The 21,426-nt window shown below is 58.2% G+C and carries 24 protein-coding genes; 5 read left to right on the forward strand and 19 right to left on the reverse strand.

The features are described 5' to 3' along the window. Positions 1-30 precede the first annotated feature (30 nt). Entirely contained in the window at positions 31-795 is a 765-nt protein-coding gene (locus tag YH62_RS24910; protein WP_046797011.1) for a GntR family transcriptional regulator, read from the forward strand. A 146-nt stretch (positions 796-941) separates the two neighbouring features. On the opposite strand, the gene YH62_RS24915 is transcribed toward YH62_RS24910, so the two are convergent. The 3 genes from YH62_RS24915 to YH62_RS24925 all read right to left on the reverse strand — a co-directional run bounded on the left by YH62_RS24915 (position 942) and on the right by YH62_RS24925 (position 2,911). Continuing rightward, positions 942-1,295: a type II toxin-antitoxin system PemK/MazF family toxin gene (locus YH62_RS24915; protein WP_046797012.1), complete on the reverse strand. Its 354-nt coding sequence runs from the start codon at positions 1,293-1,295 to the stop codon at positions 942-944. Continuing rightward, positions 1,292-1,516: an antitoxin MazE family protein gene (locus tag YH62_RS24920; RefSeq protein WP_046797013.1), complete on the reverse strand. Its 225-nt coding sequence runs from the start codon at positions 1,514-1,516 to the stop codon at positions 1,292-1,294. The genes YH62_RS24915 and YH62_RS24920 overlap by 4 nt, the downstream gene beginning before the upstream one ends. Positions 1,517-2,065: 549 nt before the next feature. Continuing rightward, the gene (locus YH62_RS24925) at positions 2,066-2,911 is read right to left on the reverse strand and encodes an SDR family oxidoreductase (protein WP_046797014.1); all 846 of its coding nucleotides are present in this window, start codon (positions 2,909-2,911) and stop codon (positions 2,066-2,068) included. A 159-nt stretch (positions 2,912-3,070) separates the two neighbouring features. Here YH62_RS24925 and YH62_RS24930 point away from each other — a divergent pair, with 159 nt between their 5' ends. Next, positions 3,071-4,030, forward strand: a complete 960-nt coding sequence (locus tag YH62_RS24930; RefSeq protein WP_046797015.1) for an AraC family transcriptional regulator — start codon at positions 3,071-3,073, stop codon at positions 4,028-4,030. Positions 4,031-4,252: 222 nt separating this feature from the next. Here YH62_RS24930 and YH62_RS30900 read toward each other — a convergent pair whose 3' ends face one another. The 3 genes from YH62_RS30900 to YH62_RS24935 all read right to left on the reverse strand — a co-directional run bounded on the left by YH62_RS30900 (position 4,253) and on the right by YH62_RS24935 (position 5,903). Beyond that, positions 4,253-4,549: a hypothetical protein gene (locus YH62_RS30900; RefSeq protein WP_082118506.1), complete on the reverse strand. Its 297-nt coding sequence runs from the start codon at positions 4,547-4,549 to the stop codon at positions 4,253-4,255. Positions 4,550-4,749: 200 nt separating this feature from the next. Further along, positions 4,750-4,890 (reverse strand): hypothetical protein, encoded by a 141-nt coding sequence (locus tag YH62_RS30320; RefSeq protein WP_156177001.1) that lies wholly within the window; start codon positions 4,888-4,890, stop codon positions 4,750-4,752. A 257-nt stretch (positions 4,891-5,147) separates the two neighbouring features. Then, the gene (locus YH62_RS24935; protein ID WP_052760509.1) at positions 5,148-5,903 is read right to left on the reverse strand and encodes a phosphatase PAP2 family protein; all 756 of its coding nucleotides are present in this window, start codon (positions 5,901-5,903) and stop codon (positions 5,148-5,150) included. 71 nt (positions 5,904-5,974) lie between these two features. On the opposite strand from YH62_RS24935, the gene YH62_RS24940 reads away from it, so the two are divergent. Both YH62_RS24940 and YH62_RS24945 read left to right on the forward strand, forming a co-directional pair. Next, positions 5,975-6,697, forward strand: a complete 723-nt coding sequence (locus YH62_RS24940) for a response regulator (RefSeq protein ID WP_245282183.1) — start codon at positions 5,975-5,977, stop codon at positions 6,695-6,697. Positions 6,698-6,857: 160 nt separating this feature from the next. Further along, positions 6,858-7,823 carry a HAMP domain-containing sensor histidine kinase gene (locus YH62_RS24945; RefSeq protein WP_052760510.1) on the forward strand — a complete coding sequence of 322 codons (966 nt, stop codon included), beginning with the start codon at positions 6,858-6,860 and terminating at the stop codon, positions 7,821-7,823. Positions 7,824-7,968: 145 nt separating this feature from the next. Here the strand turns inward: YH62_RS24945 and YH62_RS24950 are convergent, their stop codons facing one another. The 13 genes from YH62_RS24950 to YH62_RS25010 form a co-directional block, all read right to left on the reverse strand. Then, positions 7,969-9,465: a tripartite tricarboxylate transporter permease gene (locus YH62_RS24950; RefSeq protein ID WP_046797017.1), complete on the reverse strand. Its 1,497-nt coding sequence runs from the start codon at positions 9,463-9,465 to the stop codon at positions 7,969-7,971. Continuing rightward, positions 9,462-9,935, reverse strand: a complete 474-nt coding sequence (locus YH62_RS24955; RefSeq protein WP_170986315.1) for a tripartite tricarboxylate transporter TctB family protein — start codon at positions 9,933-9,935, stop codon at positions 9,462-9,464. Before YH62_RS24955 ends, YH62_RS24950 begins: the two co-directional genes overlap by 4 nt. A gap of 99 nt (positions 9,936-10,034) precedes the next feature. After that, positions 10,035-10,997 carry a tripartite tricarboxylate transporter substrate binding protein gene (locus YH62_RS24960; RefSeq protein ID WP_052760511.1) on the reverse strand — a complete coding sequence of 321 codons (963 nt, stop codon included), beginning with the start codon at positions 10,995-10,997 and terminating at the stop codon, positions 10,035-10,037. Positions 10,998-11,075: 78 nt separating this feature from the next. Next, on the reverse strand, positions 11,076-12,002 hold the full coding sequence (locus tag YH62_RS24965; protein ID WP_245282184.1) for a dihydrodipicolinate synthase family protein: 927 nt from the start codon (positions 12,000-12,002) through the stop codon (positions 11,076-11,078). 48 nt (positions 12,003-12,050) lie between these two features. Next, the gene (locus YH62_RS24970) at positions 12,051-12,860 is read right to left on the reverse strand and encodes an IclR family transcriptional regulator (RefSeq protein WP_052760512.1); all 810 of its coding nucleotides are present in this window, start codon (positions 12,858-12,860) and stop codon (positions 12,051-12,053) included. A 3-nt stretch (positions 12,861-12,863) separates the two neighbouring features. Further along, a complete protein-coding gene (locus YH62_RS24975) occupies positions 12,864-13,469 on the reverse strand; it encodes a dihydroxyacetone kinase subunit L (protein ID WP_046797020.1) in 606 nt (201 codons plus the stop codon). Between the two features lie 3 nt (positions 13,470-13,472). Further along, complete coding sequence (locus YH62_RS24980) at positions 13,473-14,498, reverse strand: dihydroxyacetone kinase subunit DhaK (RefSeq protein WP_245282185.1); 1,026 nt, start codon at positions 14,496-14,498, stop codon at positions 13,473-13,475. A gap of 251 nt (positions 14,499-14,749) precedes the next feature. Then, positions 14,750-16,009, reverse strand: a complete 1,260-nt coding sequence (locus YH62_RS24985) for a TRAP transporter large permease subunit (protein ID WP_046797021.1) — start codon at positions 16,007-16,009, stop codon at positions 14,750-14,752. Then, positions 16,006-16,536, reverse strand: a complete 531-nt coding sequence (locus YH62_RS24990) for a TRAP transporter small permease subunit (RefSeq protein ID WP_046797022.1) — start codon at positions 16,534-16,536, stop codon at positions 16,006-16,008. Before YH62_RS24990 ends, YH62_RS24985 begins: the two co-directional genes overlap by 4 nt. A 26-nt stretch (positions 16,537-16,562) precedes the next feature. After that, positions 16,563-17,570 carry a TRAP transporter substrate-binding protein gene (locus YH62_RS24995; protein ID WP_046797107.1) on the reverse strand — a complete coding sequence of 336 codons (1,008 nt, stop codon included), beginning with the start codon at positions 17,568-17,570 and terminating at the stop codon, positions 16,563-16,565. A gap of 64 nt (positions 17,571-17,634) precedes the next feature. Next, a complete protein-coding gene (locus YH62_RS25000; protein ID WP_046797023.1) occupies positions 17,635-18,672 on the reverse strand; it encodes a transketolase family protein in 1,038 nt (345 codons plus the stop codon). Continuing rightward, positions 18,669-19,508 (reverse strand): transketolase, encoded by an 840-nt coding sequence (locus YH62_RS25005; RefSeq protein WP_046797024.1) that lies wholly within the window; start codon positions 19,506-19,508, stop codon positions 18,669-18,671. Before YH62_RS25005 ends, YH62_RS25000 begins: the two co-directional genes overlap by 4 nt. Positions 19,509-19,552: 44 nt before the next feature. After that, positions 19,553-20,314 (reverse strand): SDR family NAD(P)-dependent oxidoreductase, encoded by a 762-nt coding sequence (locus YH62_RS25010; RefSeq protein WP_046797025.1) that lies wholly within the window; start codon positions 20,312-20,314, stop codon positions 19,553-19,555. A gap of 140 nt (positions 20,315-20,454) precedes the next feature. On the opposite strand from YH62_RS25010, the gene YH62_RS25015 reads away from it, so the two are divergent. Continuing rightward, the gene (locus YH62_RS25015; protein ID WP_046797026.1) at positions 20,455-21,330 is read left to right on the forward strand and encodes a LysR substrate-binding domain-containing protein; all 876 of its coding nucleotides are present in this window, start codon (positions 20,455-20,457) and stop codon (positions 21,328-21,330) included. The last annotated feature ends 96 nt before the right edge of the window (positions 21,331-21,426 follow it).

The following is a 21,426-nucleotide window of genomic DNA, read 5'->3' on the forward strand; positions in this document are numbered from 1 at the left end:
ACGAGTCAACTCCAAAGAAGAGGCAAATCATTGCCGGAACTGCCTAATAATTCATCAGAAGCAGCCGGGCTCAGCGAGCTGTCTCTGCCGCTATATGAAGTGGTGAAGCGGCAGATCACCGAGGCTATCATGCTCGGCGAGCTACAGCCGGGCTCCGTTCTGCCCAGTGAAGTGGCACTGTCGCAAACCTACAGGGTCGCCGTCGGCACCATCCGCCGTGCGTTGATGGATCTCACCAATGACGGTCTGCTCAGCCGGCGCCGGAAAACGGGCACCGTCGTCACAGGCCGCAAGCCGCAACATAGTCTGAGGCTGTTTTTCCAGTACTTCCGCCTGCACGGCCTCGACGGATCGCTCAGCAAGTCCGTGACGACCGTCACGTCACTCGATCATGGCATAGCCTCTGCCGGTGATGCGCAAAAGCTTCAGATCGACGAAGGCTCGCCCGTCATCGTTTTCCATCGCGTTAGAAACGTCGACGATCGACCGATCATGCATGAGACGCTGACGCTTGCCAGATCGCGGGTTCCCAACTTTCCCGATCGCCCGGAAGACATACCACCACTCTTCTACCTGCACCTGCTGGAACATTATGGCATCCGGATTTCAGCGATCCGGGAGCAGATCGGCGCCGATCTCGCAACAGAGGCCGACGCTCGCTGGCTTGAACTGACCCTTCCAGCCGCGGTGCTGACAATTGATGAAGTGGCATATGATCAGCTGGCCACACCGGTATTGATCTCCGCACATCGCGCAACCACGGCTCACCACCGCTATGTAAATGAGGTGCAGTAACGACCACGATCGAGATAGACATGAAGCGGCAAGAGATTCGGGCAGTGAAGATCAAAAAGTTCGTCATCGGGCATGGCGACGCATCGGCCGTAAATTCCGTTTTTCGACATGGGCGCGAGTCATTGCCCTGTCATAAATCTATCCTTCTACCCTTCTCCCCGCGCCCTCGGCGACGCGGCCAGACCCAGAAACACCAGCATCGCCTGATTGAGTCGCACGATTTCCTCATCGTCCAGTCGCCCGACCTGACCACCCATCTTTGATTTCGGAACGGTGGTAATCTTGTCCACCATCAAGCGCGAGACTGTGCGCAGCCCATTGCGCTCATTCGGCGCGACGGGAAGCCGGAACAATGGTGCTTCCGTCGTATCCGATGTGAAAGCGCAGATCGTGACAGAACTCGTCCCGTCGAAACTGTCATCCTGGACGATCACCACGGGGCGCGGCTTGCCCGCATAGTCGTTACCGCCGGCGACCGTCCAGATATCGCCACGTCTCATTCATCGCCCCAATCCGTAACAGCGTCAATGAACGCCTGATCAGCAGCGGCCTGCGCGCTTGTCGCAACCGAAAGCGATTGGCGATGCGCCTCAGCCCTGAATGACGGCGCACGCACATCCGGCACCCAGATCTGGATCGGGCGCAGCCCCTGAGCGCGCAACCGGGCGCGATGCTGGCCCACCTTCACGCGTGACGGCTTTGGCTTCGACGCAGAGGCCATGTCTTTCTCCGGCTTTATCGGTTACATGTAACCTATCATAGATACCGGCCCTTGCCAATGTTTTCTTTGAACGCGCCCGAACCGGGCCATTCGAAGCAGGCAGCCGCCTTTGCGACCGCCGCCGCCGAGACGGTTATGGAGCGCTACGCGCTCTCACTTCGTCATTCAACCTCCCTGCGATTGATCGGGCGAACAAGCCCAAGAGCATCAAGGAAATGACCGCCGATGGCATTGCCCGGATGAATAAAGAACTGGCTCGGTTCGATCGCCGGCTACGCTGGCCAACTCACCCCTGCCCTGCTCGGCGCTCGCGAATTGCTGTTGGCGGCTCTGCGCCTCGCCGCGCCGGCGAGGCTTCAGAAGCGCGCCGGATGGTGGCACTGTTCGGATGGCTTGCGCTTCGGAGCTACGCGCACACAAATTCTGGCGGGATGATTCATATTGATCGGTTGAGACTTCATATCCGCTGACGACCTAGCGGCGGAGGTGGCGGTCAATTGCCGACCGCCACCGAGCAAGGATGAACGCCACCTGCCCCGAAGAGCCAGGTCAGACGACGGCGCCGTTCGAGAAGACCGTCTGCCCGCTGATCCAGGCGCCGTCGCCGCTGCAGAGCGCAGCGATCGTATCGGCGATATCGGAAGGCTCGCCGAGACGTCCCATCGGCGTGCGATCGACGAAGCCCTGAATTTGCTGTTCGGTCTTTCCGTCGGTGAAAAGGGTGGTATTGACCAGCCCCGGTGCGACCGCATTGACGGCGACTTTCCGTGTGCCCAGTTCCTTTGCAAGGACACTCGCGTACATATCCTGGACCGCCTTGGTCGCCGCATAGGGGCCATAGGTGGGAGACCGAAGCTGGACGATGCTCGAAGAAAGCGTGATGATGCGCCCGCCGTCGCGCACGCGCCGCGACGCTTCGCGCAGCACGTTGAAACTGCCTTTGGCATTGACGGCGAACATCCTGTCGAAATGCTCATCCGTCATGTCGCGGAACGGCGCCAGCCGCATGATGCCGGCGTTGCTCACCACCACGTCGACGCCGCCGAAGGCGCGGTCGTTCTCATCGAACAGGTGCCGAACCGCGGCAGGATCGCTGACGTCGGCCTGGACCCAGATGGCGCGTCCACCGGCGGCTTCGATCTCTCGAACGACGCCGGCGGCAAGGTCGCGGTTGGCCACGCAATTGACCGTGACCGCGTAGCCGTCACCCGCCAGACGCTTGGCGGTCGCCGCACCGATCCCCCTGGAAGAGCCCGTCACCAGCACGACCTTGCCGTTCGACGCCTGCGCCGGCCGGGCGGTTTGAGCGCTGGCCGTGCCCATCGCCATCACGGCTGGAACCAGAGCCGCCGCCGTCAGAACAGCCCGTCGTGGTACATCGCTTCGTTCAGTCATCGGAGTCCCTTTCCTGCTCGATAAAACTGTGGGGACATCCATACGGCCTGGGGGACCCACGAACTTGCCAAGCTATGCGTAAAACTTGCCTAATCCTGTAGCTTGGATGAATTCCATCTGCGTCTACGCTATATTCGAGCCGGATCGCTGGAGACCCCCATGGACGCACTCAAAGAGGCCGTTCGGATCTATGCCGCTGCCCACGCAAACGCTGATGGGCTTGCTCTGACTGCCGTTCCCGGGCTGCGGATGATGTGCATCGAGACGCCGCGCGGCGATCTCCATTCCGTCTACCGGCCGCTGATTTGCCTGGTTCTGCAGGGCGCCAAGCTCATGACCGTGGGTCGGGAGCAACGAACCTTCTCCGCCGGGCAGTCGGTGATCGTGAGCGCCGACATGCCGGTTGTCGGGCGTGTCGTGCAGGCCAGCCGGAGCGAGCCCTACCTCGCCGTCGCTGTCGAACTTCAACTGAGAGTCCTTGGCGAACTGACCGCCCACCTGGGCGGTGTCCGGCCTCCACGTCCTTCCCGGACACGCACTCTCTTTGCCGAGGACACCAACGCCGCCGTTCTGGATTGTGCATTGCGCCTGATGCGGCTGCTGGATCGACCCGAAGCGACACCGCTTCTCCACGATGGAATTATTCGGGAACTGCACTATTGGCTTCTGTCGGGGCAGCATGGCGAAGCGCTGCGGGCGCTTGCCGATCCGACCAGCTATGCAAGCCGTCTCGGCGCTACAATCGCGATCCTGAGGCAGGACTATCGATCGCGGATCCGGGTCGAGGAGCTTGCGGCGGCAGCGGGCATGAGCCTCACTGCCTTTCATAAGCACTTCAAGCACATGATATCGCTCTCCCCAGGTCAGTACCAGAAGCGGTTGCGTCTGATTGAAGCGCGCCGGCTGATGCTGGAGCAAGGTTTTACGGCTACCAGCGCCGCGCTTGAGGTGGGCTATGAGAGCGTCTCGCAATTCACACGCGAGTATGGCCGCCTGTTCAAAACGCCTCCGAAACGCGACGCCCTCAGGATGCGCGCCTCGTCGCGCAAACCGACTGGAGCAATCCTTCCACTCCCTGCCGCCCAACCGATCGCTCCGTGGAACAGCTCCGCTGGCTGAGGACAGGTGGGCGCCAGGCATAGGAAACGACTCCAAGGCGCCCGCAGAGAGAAAATGAAGACGGCAGGCGTTCCGCCGATCCGGCAGCGGACTGCCGTTCGTCAGGCGTAGATGAAACCTCAACGACGGGCAGGCGAAACGGCATAGGACAAACTGCGCCTGAAGAAATAGAGGAAAACCGCCCAGCGGCGTGCGTCCTGCATCTCACCTCCTCCCCGGGCTTCAATCCATTGGTTCAAAGATCAGGCGTATCAGTGTTCCATCGCTCGCTGCGGCACTGATTGCCGTTGCGATCAGTCGGAGTGGTCCCCGTGCGACAAAGGCGTGCGGCAAAAGGGCTTGTCCGGGGCCTGGATCGATAAAGGCTGAGCACTCATGATCTGAGTCGATCACGGCTATGAACGATGTCGCAACGATCACATCGCCGCAAGCAGCACATCGGAGAATGTACGAACCCAGGTGGACGACGGATTCGGTCTGATCTCTTCCGCAGGATGTGCAGGCTAACATATTATTCATTGTCTCACATCCGGCATGGGCGTGCCGCTGACGGTATCCTATGCCGGAGCGGCTCGAATGATCGTGGAGCGTGCTGCAATGGGTTTATCCCCGTAGACAGGCCCGCGCGCAATTGAATGAATCATCGATACGCAAAGGCGGCCTGAACGTCGTGAGCTTCCTGGCCAACGGGAATGCGCATGTTATGGCGGTGTTGCCGATCAGGGCGGCGGGGCGGCGTCACTTTGCGCATTATCGGGCTGCTCAAGAGGCTTCACGCTAGTGACACCCCAAAAGCCCTTCACCATGACACCGATCATAACAACAAAACCAAAACTCATCAGGAGGTTATAGACGGTCATAGTACATCTTCCGCGCTTGCTTTCCTGAGCATACATGAGTTCTGCCGAATTCGCGAGAACCAGCCCGAACGCCAATAGGACATGGCGTTCATCGCCTCCTCACATTTGCGGCGCCGATCGGCGAGCGCGGATCCGAACCTGCGTCTTCTCAGGCTATAGGCTGATATATATGGCAGAGAAATCAGATCATAGGTTGTTGATTTTATATGATTGATCACCCTATCGGCTGATGAATGTATTTGTTTATCACCGGATTCTTAGGTCAAACGGGATTCCCTGGCGAATATGGCATCGATCTGCGGAGCGTTTCGTGAGAACGATCGCCAGAGTAGCACCGCCAAAGCGAACATCACATTCCAAGCGATAACCACATCTGACAGGAAGTGGGCTCCAAACACTACTCTGTTCAATGAAAAGGCTGCCGCGACAATGCCAACCGCCCCGAGATAAAGTGTCGAGTATTTGGGCCTGATGAATACAACAAGCGTGAGCAGTGCGAAGGCGCTTGCCGCCTCTCCCGAGATGAAGGAACAATTCCTTGCGCATTGGTCGGTGAGTTCCCACGGAGGCGTGAAAAGTGCGCTGCCACCAAATTCTTCAAGTGCTCTTGGACGCGCTCTACCAACAAGCATCTTGATCAGGTGAACGCCAAACCCCGGACCCGCTGCAAAGAAAGTAATCAAAAACACCAACTTGTGCGGTGCAGGTGGATTTTTCAGGTGCCTAAGAAATGGATTTGGAATTAACAGCGCCGCCGCAATTCCTATCACGATCCAAGGTAGAAACCTGTTGGTGTCACGAAACGCAACGAGGAAGCTGTTTTCATTGAAATCGAAGCCAGCGGCGGGCTCCCAAAAAAAACGACTTACAATCAGGTCAAGTTCTGGCATCGCTGCAAAAATCAGGGAAACAAAGCCCAAAAGTATAAGCGCCTGTGGAAGCAAATGGCATGTTTTGTCGTCCGCGGTTTTCGAAATTGCTTTTTGAACGTGGTTGAGGTCAGTTACACTCATCGGTGGCTCCTCGTTGAGGACCACGTTCTCTCGCCCGATTGTCAAGATTTCACGGAGAACCGGGGAAGGGCATGTCAAAATCAGTGAGTTTGACTATGATTTCATCTCTCGTGCTGGTGGTCGAGGACGACGAAGATATAGCGTCGCTCTTGGAAAGGTATCTTGCAAGAGCTGGCTATAGGACGACCAAAGCATCAACAGGCCTTTCGGCTCTCACCCATGTACAGAGATTACAGCCGGACCTGATCTTGCTCGACATCGGCCTGCCAGATATTGACGGCTTCGATCTTCTGACAAAGGTTCGAGGGAATTCCACCGTGCCGGTGATATTCTTGTCGGCGATGGATGACAGTACGGACAAATTGCTCGGTCTGAAGCTCGGCGCTGACGACTACGTCACGAAACCATTCAACCCACAGGAAGTCGTGGCACGTGTGGGGGCCGTATTAAAGCGAACCAGAGGCGTTGCCGCTAGCGAGGTTATCCGGCACGACGACATCGAAGTCCAACTGGATTCGCACATCGCGATTGCATCAACGGAGAAAGGACGGGTTGAACTGCCGCTGACCGCAACAGAATTCCGCCTTTTGGTCTGTTTGTTAAGGTCTCCCTTTAAGACGTTCGAAAGAGCATCTTTACTGGACGCGTGTTTACCCGAAAGCGACGCCCTTGATCGCACCATTGACACGCATATTGGCAATCTGCGGCGGAAGCTCGCAGAATTTGGCCAAGAGGGGTACATAACCACAGTCCGCGGTATCGGGTATCGTTTCGCGAGGTCGACAGGTGTCTAGGCCGACCCTCTCAATCACAACAGCTGCATTAACGTCAGTCATTCAACTTGCAACTATAGCGGCGCTTTACGTCGCAGTTGATTGGTACATTGATCACGCTGAGGTAACTGCCCTCGACGGACTACCTCAAGATGCAAGATCGGCTTGGGTGAGCCTAAATATGGGCGAGGTTCCCGATCCAAAGGCCCTTGCGGCGCTTGCGCCCCTTTACCCGCAGTTAGAGGAGGCAACAGAGGCATCGCCTGTCGAGGGTGTTTTGGGTTTCGGCTTTGCACTGATCGTTATCTCAAGTGTAATCGGGGTAGTCTTGGCTTACAGGATCGTGGCGCCGCTAACGCGATTGACTGCGGCCGCGGAAAAGATTCGACAAGGCGATTTCCAGGTCACTGTAGAACCCGGCGCAACCAAAGAGGTGGCAGCGCTTGCTGTAACGATCAATAGCATGGCCAGCGAATTGCTCGCGTTGGAAACGCGCTTGAAATTCAATACGCGGGCTGTCGCCCATGAATTGCGCACGCCGCTTACCGTGTTGCAGGGTAATCTACAGGGCATGTCCGACGGTGTGTTTCCTGCCAGCGAGGAACGATTGCGAGCTCTGCTGGTGCAAGCACAGGGCATGTCCCGTCTCGTAGACCAGCTGAACACGCTTTCTTTGGCAGGCACGACCAGCTTTGTCACAGCAACTACGACAACAGACTTGGCGTTGCATGTTTTGGAGACGGTGAGTTTGTTTCAGGCCTCCGCAGGCGACGCCCTCGATTTCCGAACATACCTCCAACCCGCACCGGCGAAAATCGATCCGGACCGTTTCCGCCAGGCTCTCCTTGCTCTGCTCGAAAACGCGCGTAGATACGCGGGGGATTGCGGTCCAATCGATGTTCATACCGGTTTGGATGAAGCCGGGCAGTCATTCATTTCCGTTCGAGACAAAGGTCCGGGACTACCGGACTATGTGCAGCACTCCTCTTTCGATATGTTCTGGAGAAGCGAGAGGCTTAACGATCGTGGTCTAAGCGGTTCCGGGCTTGGTCTCACGGTCGTTAAGGCCATTGCGGAAGGGCACAATGCGCGGTTGGAAGTAGGAAATAACCCTGACGGAGGTGCCTACGCCAAGATCACGTTTTAGGTGGACTGTTTGACAAATCCACGCGTGGACGGAAAGCTTGGAGCATGGGCCCTGTGCCTCACTGCCGGTCCGAACATCCTGTTCGGAATCCAGATCCGGTTGACGTTTGTCCGAACGCCAACAGGACATGGCGTTCATCGCCTCTTCACATTTGCGGCGCCGATCGACGAGCGCGGAACAGGTTCACGAGGGGCCATACCCAAATCAGTATGGTTAGCGCGGCCAAGCTTGCAGCAATCGGGCGATCGAAAAACGCAACTAGGTTTCCGTTCGATTTCATCATCGACGTCAGAAAATTCTGCTCCAACAGTGGTCCCAGCACGATGCCCAGCACGAATGGCGCCAAGGGGAAACGGTTAGCCTCCATCGCGAAACCAATCACACCGAAAGCAAGCGCTACGCCCACCGCCGCAATGGAATTCTCCATCGCGAAGGCGCCGATCAGGCAAAAGATGAAGATGATCGGCATGAGAATGTTCAGCCTTACGGACAGCATGAGCCGGCTCAGGCGGATGGCGACCCAGCCCAACGGAATCATCAGAATGTTTGCCATGAAGAACGTGCCGACGATCGCATAAACAACGGACGGGTTGTTAAGAAAGATTGTCGGGCCGGGGTTCACCCCTTTCATGAACAAAACACCGATGATGATTGCGGCAATGGCATCACCTGGAATTCCAAATACCAGTGATGGGATGAACCCACCGCTGACGGCTGCATTATTGGCAGCTCCTGCCGCGGCCAAGCCTTCCTTCGAGCCTCGGCCGAACTCCTCCGGATTGCGGGAGAACCTTTTGGCGACGGAATAGGAAATCCAAGCGGCGATATCCGCGCCGGCACCAGGAAGAATGCCTAGCAGCGTTCCCAGGAGATTGCCCTGTGCGATAGCGCGCCGCTCCTTCCAAAGGATCCCTGCCTGTCCTTCAAATACGCCTTTTATCTTGTTCTGCTCCAGCTTAACCGGCTGATTTCGTCGCGAATAGAAGCGAAAGATTTCTGCGAACGCAAAGAGGCCGATCATCACAGGCACTAACGACAAGCCACCGATGATCGCAGTGCTGCCGAACGTAAAGCGTGGAACGCCACTGACCGGATCGATACCAACGGTAGCAGTGAAAAGGCCAAGCGCCAGCGAAATTGCGCCCTTCAGCCTTGACGTGCTGATCATGAAAGCTGCCGTTGTCAGACCAAGAAGGCAGAGCCAGAAATATTCGTATGATGAGAATCTGAGGGCTACACTTGCTAGCGGTGGCGCTAAGGTTGCCAGAACGATCGCACCAAATAGCCCCCCTATTGCAGAGGTCAGCAAGCAAATGCCCATGGCAACATGGGCCTGCCCCTTCTTTGTCAGCGAAAAGGCGTCGTTTGTGTAGGCTGCGGATGCTGGTGTTCCCGGCATCCGCAAAAGAACGGATGGAATATCTCCCGAAAACATTGCCATCGCAGAGGCGGTGACCATCGCCGCGACGGCCGGCACGGGATCCATGTAGAAAGTAACTGGAACGAGCAAGGCAACCGCCATTGTCGCCGTCAGTCCTGGGAGCGCGCCCATGAACAAACCGAATGCGGCACTTGCGACCATGACCAACAGCACAAAAGGATCGAAAAGCAGGGCGAGACCCGCCGTGATGTTCTCTATCATAGATATGCTCCGATAGGCGCAAGCAAGCCAAGTGGTAGCGGTACAAGGAGCAGCTTGGCGAACAGGATGTAGATGATAACCGGCCCCGCAATGCCGATCAGAAACGCTTGCCAAAGAACCACGCGGCCCATGACCAACAGCATCGTTAGGATAATAGGTGCGAGGATCAGAAAGCCGAGCTGTGTAGAGAACAAAATATAGACAAGCGCAGCTGCTGCCACGATAGCCGGCCGGATGTACTGTCTCCAGGCGAAGGCATCGTGTTCTTCGTCTTCTTCGAAGGCATCAGCTGGGTTGATGATCGCCATCAGCAGGCCCGCAATCGTCACGACCGCACCGAGGATCGTGGGAAAGAAACCGGGTCCATACGCAATACGGGTCGCAGCCATGGGCTGAGGGAGTTGCAGGGACAAGAACAGGATCACTGCACCGACCGCGACGAAGCCTAGCCCAAGAAATCGATTGGTCATGATGAACCTCATTGCACAGGCACCAAAGTCATACTGTATGATATTGGCCTGGTCGGAGGCGGCGGGGGCGCAGAACGACTGCCCCGCCGCCAAAAGCGTTTACTTACCTGACATTGCGTTGAGAACGCGTTCCGTTTCGGTAAAGTGCTCGGTCAGGAATCTGGTGAAATCCTCATGGTTGCGATAGGCGATACCGAAGCCACGATCACGCATACCCTTCACAAAACTCTCCTTCTTGACGGCCGCGGCAACTGCCTCTTCGATCCGAGCGACTACCGCTGGGTCCATTCCAGCAGGCCCGCCAACGCCGCGCCACGTTCCGCCAACGTAGGACGTGCCTATGCTTTCCTTCACCGTCGGAATCGAGTCATTGATGGCAACGCGTTCATCGCTCATCACTGCCAACGTCTTCACCACGCCAGCGTCTGCGAGAGCGGTGGTCTCGGGCACAGAGCACAGCACAATGTCAAGACCGCCCGAAGCCAGCTCCTGCAGCGCTGCCGCCGATCCCTGAGCCGGGATCAAGTTGAGCTTCGTGACATCGACACCCTCTCCCAGGAGCATCGAAACAAATGGAATATCCCAGCTGGCATTGCACGTGCCGCCACAGGAAATGTTGAATGATCCGGGATCAGCCTTGATGCCGGCGATAAGAGCGCCCAGATCCTGATACTCGCTGTCCGCAGAAACATGGATCGCCGACGGGTCGGCATTGAACTGGGCAATCGCGGTGAAATTCTCAGGCCGGAAGTTGGCTTGTCCCAGCAAGGTGAACTGCGCGATCGGTGAAAGCTGGCCCAGCGTATAGCCATCAGGTGCAGCAGACGTGTAGGTGGTATAGCCGACGATACCGGACGCTTGAGCCTGATTGATCACCGGGACTGGTTGACCAAGCGCAGCCTCGAGTTCAGCCGCCAGAAGCCTGAACGTATAGTCCGAACCTCCACCGGCTCCCGCGACCACGACCATCTGCACAGGACGTGTTGGCCAGTCCTGGGCTTGCGTAGCTGTGCTGCTGATGAGCCCTGTGGCGACGAGTGTCGAAATAAGCAGTTTGTTCATCAAGGATCCTCCCAGTTCGTGTCTTATCGATTATCTGTCCCCGCCCTGGGCGGGGACACTATTTCATTCAAATCAGCCTTAGTGAGGGATCGCCTTCAGGGCGTCAGCGATCAGCGCCTTGCGAGCTTCGTCAGGCGCCTTCATAGGAGCGCGCGGCAGAGCAAAAGGGACGCCCTGAAGCGATTGCGCGTACTTTATGTTTGCGGGAAGATCATCGGTAATGAGGGCATTCCAGAAACGCAGCAGATCGGCGTGGAGTGCCTTTGCTTCGGTGTGCTTGCCTTCCTTGACCAAGTCCCAAAGCTTCACGACGGCCTTCGGTGCAGCAGCGGGATTAGCTGCAATGGTACCATGTACGCCAAGCGCGAAGCTCGGATAAAGAAGAGCGTCAACCGCCGTGAAGACGAGCTTGCCTTCTGGCAGATCGAGCATCAGATCGGCCGTCAGTTTGAGATCGCTGTTGGATTGCTTCACACCGATGACACCCGGAACCTCGGTCATGATCCGCTTGAGGAGCGCCGGACCGAGATAGCACCACGGCACAACGTTGTAGATGAGCACCGGGAGGCCGCTTTCGTCGGCGATTGCTCGAAAATGGTCGACCAGCGCATCGTCGGAAGGCCTAAAAACATAGTGTGGTGGCGTAACCTGAAGCGCCACAGCGCCGGCCTCACGAGCCATTTTTGAGCGATCGACGGCCTGACGAGTGGAGTTGATGATGATGCCGGCGATGAGCGGCACCCGGCCGGCAAGAACGTCACGAGACGTTTCAAGCAGTCGCTGCAATTCGTTGGCGTCCAGGGTGTGCCCCTCTGCAGACGATCCTCCGACGCAGATCCCATGGACACCGGAACCGACCATCCAGTCGATCTGTGCGCCCAGCTGGTTGTACAGGATTTCGCCTTCCGCGCTAAAGGGAGTGGTAGTGGGCGGGATTACCCCGAAGAACTGATCGGTCGACATCGCTTCCTCATTAAATGAACACAATGTCTGAATAATGGACATGTTGTTCACGGTCAAGAGAAAGAAGCGACCGATATCGAATTTTCGTCATCAATCATATAGATCGGGATCAGCGCCCAGACGTTGCGCGATCAGTCGCGTTTGCTGTTTGATCAGGGCTGCGAATTCGGGGATCGAGGTCTCGGTAAACCGTTCCTTCTCACCTGTGACACTGATCGCGGCGAAGATGCGTCCACTCGCGTTCCAGATTGGCGCCCCCACACAGCGCCGCCAATCTTCATACTCGCAATCATCAATCGAATAACCGCGTTCCAACGTTTTGCGCAATTCGGAGCGCAAGGCGTCGGGATCGGTGATCGTATGGGTGGTGAAGGCCGGAAGCCCTTCGCTGATCACACGCTTGATGACCGCTTCACTCTGATGCGCCAGAACAGCCTTCCCGGTCGCACTACAGTGCGCAGCAGCACTTTCCAGAGTTATGATATTGTTGAGCCCTTTGGAATCCTTGCGGCTCACCATGATAATCCCGTGACCATCGAAGACGCCGAGATGCACCGCGAGCCCTGTCTTATTAGACAGCGTATTGATGCTTTCTTCGGCCTCGCGCTGAACGTCCATATTCGCAAGCACCGTATTGCCCAGCTCAAACAGCTTCAGCCCCAGGCGGTAGCGCTCTCTATCCCTATCCTGCTCCAGAAGCCCCAATGTCTTGAGGGAACTGACCAAACGATGCACGGTCGTCCTTGGCAGTTCCGTGCGCTTGGAGATCTGCAAAACCGTCAGAGCCTTGTCACTACGAGAGAAGCACTCCAGCACCGCCATCATTTTGAAGTACGACAGCATTTGGCCGGTCGCCTCTGCATGAGCCATGTCTGTCGCGCCTATCTCGTTGTTCTTCACAACCTATCTCCCTATCGCTTGGATCACCCTGACCACAGCCAACATACCCGGATCGTCGTGTCCGATTGAAGCCTCAGCAAACATTCGTGCCCTTCCAATCTTATTGGGACGATTGCGAAAGTCCTCAAGGGTTGCGACAGCGGCAGCCTGCGCCGCCGAATGAACTGTTGCTGGATCGCTTAACCCCTTGATCGCGCGAGCAACGGCGTCAAGAGCATCCAGAACTGTTTTATCTCCCAAAGTGGCTCCGCCCCGGGCCGACATGGCATCACGTGCCTGCTCGAGCAACGGGCCAAGTTCAGACCATTCGATTTCCATCCGGCCCTTGGTCTGCTTCGCAATGGTAAGCATTGCGGTCGCGATAAGCGTGCCGAGGCTGGAGCCCGTGGCGGCAGCCGTTGCCCGGGCGTAGGCCGAGAGTGTCGCTCCGAGGTCACTATTTGAGGGCACCTCCGCTGCGTGCATTGCTCCGATAACGCGCGCGAACATGCCACCTGTGTCGCCGTCTCCCAGCTTGGCATCGGCGGCATTGAGCTCCTGTTCAATCGCGGGCAGGTCGGCGATGATTCTGTCTAATGCGCCCTTCAGATGTGTTTGGTTCATGTCCATGGTTCAGATCTTCCAGAAAGGGGAGTCGGCCGGAGCCGCCAGAAAATGTGCCAGTTCGTCATCAAGCGCCAAAAGACTGATCGAGACACCGGCCATTTCCATCGACGTCACGTAATTGCCGACCATCGGCTGAACGATCGTGTAACCCGAAGCATCCAGTCGCTTCTTCGCCTCGGCAAAAATGATGTAGAGTTCATCGAGAGGTGTCGCGCCGAGACCGTTGACGAGGATGGACACGCGTTTGCCCTCGTTTACCGGAAGCTCCGCCAGAAGACGCTCAAGCATCTCCTCAACCAGCTCGCCCGCCGGCTTCAGCTTGCCGCGCCAAATGCCCGGCTCTCCGTGGATACCCATTCCCATTTCGATTTCATCATCTGCGATCTGAAATGTTGGACCAACAGAACCGGGCACGATGCATGAGTTCAGGGCCAATCCAATGGTACGAGTTGCCTCGACGGTCTTTTGCGCGAACGCCGCCACGCTATCCAGATCGTGGCCAGCCTCCGCGGCCGCTCCCGCGATCTTGTAAGCGTAGATCAGACCGGCAACTCCTCGCCGCTTGGCTGCCTCGTCTGGTGCGGCGCTGGCTATATCGTCAGTCGCGAGAACCGTGCGGGTCCGGATGCCTTCCTCTTCGAGCATCTCGCTCGCCATTGCAAAGTTCATTTTGTCACCGCCGTAATTTCCAAACAACAGCAGGACGCCTTCACCGCCTTCTGCAAGCGAGATGGCGTCCATGCATGATTGCAGATTGGGTCCTTCGAACACGTTGCCGATAGCACATGTTGATAGCAGCCCCTGGCCTACGTAACCGGTAAAAAGAGGAAGGTGGCCCGAGCCGCCGCCCGAGGCGATGCCGACCTTACCCTTGACCGCACCGGATGCGCGGCGGATCACCCTTAGACTCTGTCCATCCAGAACAAAACCAGGATTGGCCGCCACCAAACCTTCAAGGACATCATCGACATAGGAGGTGGGCGAGTTGAGTAGCTTTTTCATATAAATGGGCTCTAGCTGCTTGCGCGACATGATGTGGACTTATGAGGACCGTCCACGGCTCAGCCAATCTATAGATGTTCATTATTCGGACATCAAGTCCGTAAAGCCACTGCAAAGCAGAAGAGAACTTTGGCTCCGATTTCAACCTCGTAAAAATCTTGAGCAATGATTCCATTTTCGGGAAGGACAGCCGATAAATCGTCCCGGGCGCACATGTAACAGATCGGCCTTAAAGAGTGCCGGCACCCGGGAACAGAGATACTTCGCTCACCGTACAGGCCCTAATAAATCGTCAATGCGGGAATGAAGCTGACCGCAAGAAGGAGAAGCATGGCCATGCCGAAATAAGGCCACAGCTCCTTCGTCGTCGTTCCCAGAGGGGCCTTCGCAATGGACGACGAGATGAACAGGGTCGTGCCGATCGGGGGCGTGTAGAGCCCAATCCCCAGGTTGATCACCATCATGAGGCCAAGCTGGACCCGGTCGAGACCAATAGCATCGGCAAGCGGCAGGAAGACCGGCCCGAGAAGCAGGATCGCAGGGGGCATGTCGAGCGGCATGCCGACAACCAGCATGATCACGTTCATCATGAGAATGATGGCGATCGGGCTGGAGATATGCGCCGCGACCCATTCCGCCATGTGCTGAGGCGTCTGGTCGAAAGTCAGCACCCAGCCGACCGCAGCACTCCCCATGATGACGAGCATGACCACCCCGGTCGCGACGCCTGCCTCAACCATGTTTTCGCAGAAGCGCTTCCATGTCAGATCCCGGTAGAACAGGAGGCTGAGCAGCAGCGAGTAGACAACCGAGAGCACCGACACCTCGGTCGGCGTGGCAAAGCCGAAGCGAAGGAAGACGATGATCAGGATCGGCAGGAGGATCGCCGGAAAGCTCTGCAGTGCAAGCCTGGCGAGGTCACGTTTTCTGACCTTTGCAGATTGCGCCGAGTAGCCGCGGCGAACCGAGATGAACCAGCAAACGAAAGCAAAACTCGCCGCCATGATCAAACCGGGCACTATGCCTGAAATGAACAGGTCGCCGACGCTTACTCCGCTGATCAGCGCGTAGAGGATCATGGGGATCGACGGAGGAATGAGCACGTCGATAACCGCGGAGGTCGCGTTATTGGCCGCGCATAGTGCCGGGGGAAAGCCGTGCTTCTTCTGCCAGGGGATCAGGACGGAACCGAGTGCACTGGCGTTTGCGACCGCGGAACCGGAAACCCCGCCGAACACGACCGAAGATACGGCCGTGGTCGATAGCGGCCCACCCCTCCAGCGCTGCATGATACGGGATGCGAGTTCCAGAAGCTGACGGCCCAACTCGCCCCCGAGCATCAGGGTGCCCGCCAGCATGAAGAACGGCAGCGCCAGCATCGGAAACGACTGTGTCTGGTCGTAGACCTGCTGGGCGACCACGGAAAGCGGCACATATCCGTTGAAAAGGACACCGAATCCGGCGGCGATGATGAGAGCGTAGCCGACGGGGACTGCAAGCACCATGAGGACGCAGAAGGAGACGATCATGACGAGGGTCAAAGCACGATCTCCTCCGGCTTGATTTGAAGGCGATAGTCCCACCCCAAGCGAAGCACGCGCGTCGTGGCCGCGATGGTGACGATGGAAACCAGGACCGCGCCTATCGAAAGCGAGTAATAGCCGATGCTGTTTGGAAGTTGCAGGACGGGGCTTCTTTCTGCGCCTGCGATCTCGGCGACGACCGTGGCCTGGTATGCGAGTGTCAGGAAGGCGACGACGCTGATCGTGTTGGCCAGGATTAAAGCAGCCTTCCGCGCCTTGCCGTCAAGCTTGTCGTACAACCATTCGACCGCCATATGGCCACCCGCGTGCGCGGCAATAACGATGCCCGCGATGATGAACCACGGGAAGATCAGCATGGGTAGTTCCTGCGCGAACGAGAGACCGCCGCTAGCCGACAGATATCGAAAGAGCACGTTTGCAGTAGTGACCACCGTCAGGGCGATGCCGCTGACGATGATGACAAGGCGTGAGAATGCGACGATGGCGCCGGCGACTGCATCGACGGCTGAATATATCCTGCTCATGAGGCCTCCGGATCGAAAGGAGGGCCTCAGCCCCTCGCTGCGGCTTCCACCTGGGCGACGAAATCGCCAAACGGCTTCTTCTTCCAAGCATCAGCTACCGAAGCGGTCGCCTTTACGAAGGCGGCGTGATCGACCTCCACCACTTCTACCGCGGAATTGGTCTTGAACTTGTCGAGCACCTCGGCGGCTTTCTCGTTCGAGAGTTTCCGCTGCAGTTCGCCGGCTTCCTTCGCAGCCGCCCGGACGGCCTCCAAATCCTTGCCAAGTCGAGCTTCGGCGATTTTCGACATGAGGAATGGCGTCGCCTCCCACTTGTGGGCGGTCAGACTGATGAACTTGTTGACCTCCTGAAGCTTGGAGCTTTCGATGTTCGCGAGAGGGTTTTCCTGACCATCCACCACGCCCTGCTGCAGGGCGATATACAGCTCGCCGAACGCGATCTGCTCGGTGCCCGCTCCGAGAGCCTGGAAGATGTCGATCGTCATCGGGTCAGCCGGCGTCCGTATCTTCATGCCGGCCAGATCCGCTGGAGAGGTGACCGTTCGCTTGGAGTTGGTGAGGTGCCGGATCCCGTTGTCCCACCAGTCCAGCGGCACGACACCGACCGCCTCGAAGCGCTTGTTGAGTTCAGCGCCTACCGGGCCGCCCAGCACGGCCATCGCCTTGTCCGTATTCTCGAACAGGAACGGCAGGCCAAGCGCGTTCAGTTCCGGCACGATGGCCGAGGCGGCTCCCTGGCTATTGGCCGTGAAATCGAGCGCACCGGTGCGAAGGCTGGTCAGCATCGCCGAGTCGCTTCCGAGCGTTTCCGCCCCCGCGACATTGATCTGGACGCGTCCCTCGGTCTTCTGCTTGACCAGTTCGGCGAACTTGTCGGCCGCGACGGTTCTGGGGTTTCCAGGCGCTGCGCCATGGCCGAGCGTCAGCGTAGTCGTGGCTGCATTTGCCGACCGGCTCGACAATACCACCGCAGGAGCGGCGAGAGCACAGACGGTGGTGGTCAGGAAAAGTCTTCTGTTCATCTGCAAGCTCATCTTATCCTCCATCGTAAGCTTGGTTGTGCTTGCGATCCGTTCTCCTCAGCGGATCGGTCGTCTTCTAAGTCAACAGCCAGTCCTTGACCGCACTTGTGACCTTCTCGGTCGAAAGACCATATTGGTCGTGAAGCGTGGGCAAGGCCCCTGCCTCCAGGAACTGGTCCGGCAAACCGATCTGGCGAAAAGCCGGCGGTGCGACACGGGCGCGCATCAGCGTGCCGGCGACGGCTTCTCCGAGGCCGCCGATCACCGTGTGGTTCTCCGCGACGACCACAAGACGGCCGCCTCTGCGGCATTCGGCAATGATCGTTTCCTCATCGAGCGGCTTTATTGTCGGGACATGCAGCACGGCGACGTCCACGCCATCCTTCTGAAGCTGCTTGGCAGCTTCGAGCGCACGCATCGTCATGAGCCCCGACGAGATGATCAGCGTGTCCCGTCCGTCGCGGATCAGCTTGGCTTTGCCGAGTTCAAACTTATAGCCGTACTCATCGAGGACGAGCGGCACATTGCCCCGGAGCAGCCGCATGTAGACCGGGCCTTTATGGGCGCCGATCGCCGGAACGGCCTGTTCGATCTCGCTCGCGTCACACGGATCGATGATGGTGAGGTTGGGCATTCCGCGGAACATCGCGAGGTCTTCGGTCGCCTGATGGCTTGGTCCGTATCCGGTCGTCAGCCCCGGAAGGGCACAGACGATCTTCACGTCGAGCATTTCCTCGGCGATGGCAAGGCAGATGAAGTCATAGGCGCGACGCGACGCAAAGACGGCATAGGTCGTGACCCAGGGCTGAAACCCTTCCCGCGCCATCCCCGCGGCCGACATCATCAGAAGCTGCTCGGCCATGCCCATCTGGTAGAAGCGGTCCGGGTGGGCCGCCCGGAAGATATGAAGGTCGGTATATTTCGCCAGATCGGCAGACATGCCGACAATCCGGTCGTCCTTCTGCGCGAGCGCCACCAATGCGTGACCGAACGGCGCGGCCCTGGTCGGCTGATCGGGGCCGGCGATGGAGGCGATCATCGCTGACGTGGTCAGTCTTGGGCGGCCGCCGCCATTTTCCAGGTGTGACGGACGGATGTATTTCGAGCGTCTCATGCTTCCACTCCCGCATCGATGACACTGATGGCTTCCGCCCATTCATGCGGCTCGACGCGCAGGAAGTGGTTGCGGTCGCGCGCTTCGAGGAATGGGACGCCCTTGGCCATTGTGGTGTCGCAGATGATAATGCGAGGCTTGGCCTCCGCATGATTACGGGCTGCATCAAAGGCCTTCACGAGCCCCTCGATGTCGTTGCCATCAACGCGCTGGACGAACCAGCCGAAGGCTTCAAATTTCGGTCCGAGCGGCTCGAAGTTAAGAACGCCGACCGATGGGCCGTCGGCCTGCATCTGGTTGACGTCTACGATGCCGATAAGGTTGTCCAGCTTGTAGGACCCCGCCGACATCGCCGCCTCCCAGGTTGAGCCCTCGTCGAGCTCGCCGTCGGAGAATAGGTTATAGACAAAGGCCTGCGACTTCTTTCGCTTCAGCGCCAGCGCCATGCCGACGGCTATCCCGAGGCCGTGGCCGAGCGAGCCGCCGGTGATCTCCATTCCAGGCGTATACGCCGCCATGCCGGACATCGGCAGACGGCTGTCGTCCGTGCCATAGGTTTCGAGTTCGTCTTCGGGAATGATTTTCGCTTCGATTAGCGCTGCGTAGAGAGCGATGGCATAGTGGCCGATCGACAGGAGAAAACGGTCGCGGCCCTCCCATTCCGGATCTTCCGGCCGGTAATTGGTGGCATGAAAGTAAGAGACCGCCAGCACGTCGGCGACGCCGAGCGCCTGAGCAATGTAGCCCTGCCCCTGGACCTCGCCCATCCTCAATGCGTGGCGCCTGATGCGTCGAGCACGCTCGCTCAGGCTGATGTTGTGACCCATCTGGTTCATCGCCGGAATATCCTCCACTCAGGCACGGTAATCGGCAAAGCCGCTCAATGGATCAGCATGCCGCCGTTGACGTCGATCACGGCGCCCGTGACATAGGCCGAAAGATCCGATGCGAGGAACAGGTAGATGTTCGCGACATCGCTCGCTTCACCAAGCCGGCTCAAGGGGATGCCCTTGATGATATCCGTTCGCATCTGATCGGTGAGCTTGCCGCCGGTGATATCGGTCTGGATGAGACCGGGAGTGACGGAATTGACGCGGATGCCGGCGGGGCCGAATTCTCTCGCCATGGCCTTGGCGAGACCGAGCACGCCGGCCTTGGCAGCGGAATAATGCGGCCCGCCGAAGATGCCGCCGCCGCGCTGCGCGGAGACCGAGGACATGCAGGCGATCGAGCCGCCGCCGTTGTCGCGCATGTGCGGTATGAACGCCTGGCTGAGGAAGAGGACGCCGGTCATGTTGACGGCCACGATACGGTTCCAGTCGGCTTCCGTGATATCGAGCGTGGTGACGGGCTGGGTGATGCCGGCGTTGTTGATCAGAGAACCGACCGACCCGAACGCCTCGATAACGTTCGCTGCGGCCTCTCCGCAGGATGCCCTGTTGGCGACGTCGCAGTGGAGCCCGATGTGGCGGCCCGCTTCGACGCCCGGCAGGTTGGAGGCGGCGTCCGCCGCGGCGTCCGCGTCAATGTCAAGGATGGCGACCCGAGCGCCATGTTCGGCGAATAGCTGTGCGGTCGCGCGGCCGATACCGCGCCTGCTCGCGCCGCCAGAAATGACCGCGGTCTTCCCTTTTAAAAGCATGTAATCTCCTCCCGATGCTTCCCATGCATCTGGCAAATCAAAACGAGCCAATTGGCTTCGCGGGCTCGAACCTGACGCACTTGCCGGGGTTCGACAAACGCGAAGTTTACAACGGTAGGTGAATCTGCTTCACTAATCCGATGTTACAGATGGCCTCTCTTTCCGCTGTCCGCATCTTCGAGGCCGCTGCTCGGCTGGCGTCGTTCCGGGCTGCTGCAGAGGAACTTCATCTTTCGCCGAGCGCGGTGAGCCACGCGATTTCAAAGCTAGAGAGAGACCTTGGGACGTCCTTGTTCGAGCGGAGCACCAGAAAGGTAATCTTGACGCTAGCGGGTCAGACCTTGCAGGGCCATGCCTCAGCCGCGTTCGAGGAGCTGCGTCGCGGTGTTGAGATGATTTCATCCAACAAGACACATCTTCTTCGCGTTCACTGCGCCCCCAGCTATGCGGCCCAAGTGCTCTCGGCTCGGCTTCCGGATTTTCTCAAGCACAATGAAGGGGTGGAGGTCAGGGTCGCCGCAAGTACGAACTATGCTCGTTTCGTCGACGGGCTCTTCGACGTCGACATCGTGTACGGCGAACCCTCGAATCGCGAGGACCTGATCGTCGTGCCACTCGGAGAGGAGGTCATTTCCCCTGTCTGCTCTCCCGAAATGGCAGAGCGGCTCTCGTCTCCTCGCGACCTCGCGCGCGTGCCACTCATACGGAGCGACCTGAAACGCATTCAATGGATAGACTGGTTCGAGTTGAACAATCTCGGCCCTCCTCCTCTTCCGGCGATGAGCTTCGATAGAAGTTTCCTCGCGGTCGATGCTGCGGCGAACGGACTTGGCGTCGCATTGGAATCAACATCTCTTGCAAGACGCGAGTTGGAGAACGGTCGGCTGGTTCGACCCTTCGCCAGCTGTCGGGACAGTCGTTATATCGGCCACTACCTCGCCTATCCCAAGAGCGGCACTCAGCGCCGCCTCGCCAAACGGTTCGCCGATTGGCTTACCGATAGCTCGAGCACATAATTCGCATTTATGTGATACGAACTGGCGACCGGACGTTTCATTTCGACGCTGAAGGCGTCAAGCTATTGAAACGCTGTCAAATCCGTCCGAATTCAC

Source organism: Rhizobium sp. LC145 (genome assembly GCF_001005825.1).
Classification (GTDB): Bacteria; Pseudomonadota; Alphaproteobacteria; order Rhizobiales; family Rhizobiaceae; genus Neorhizobium.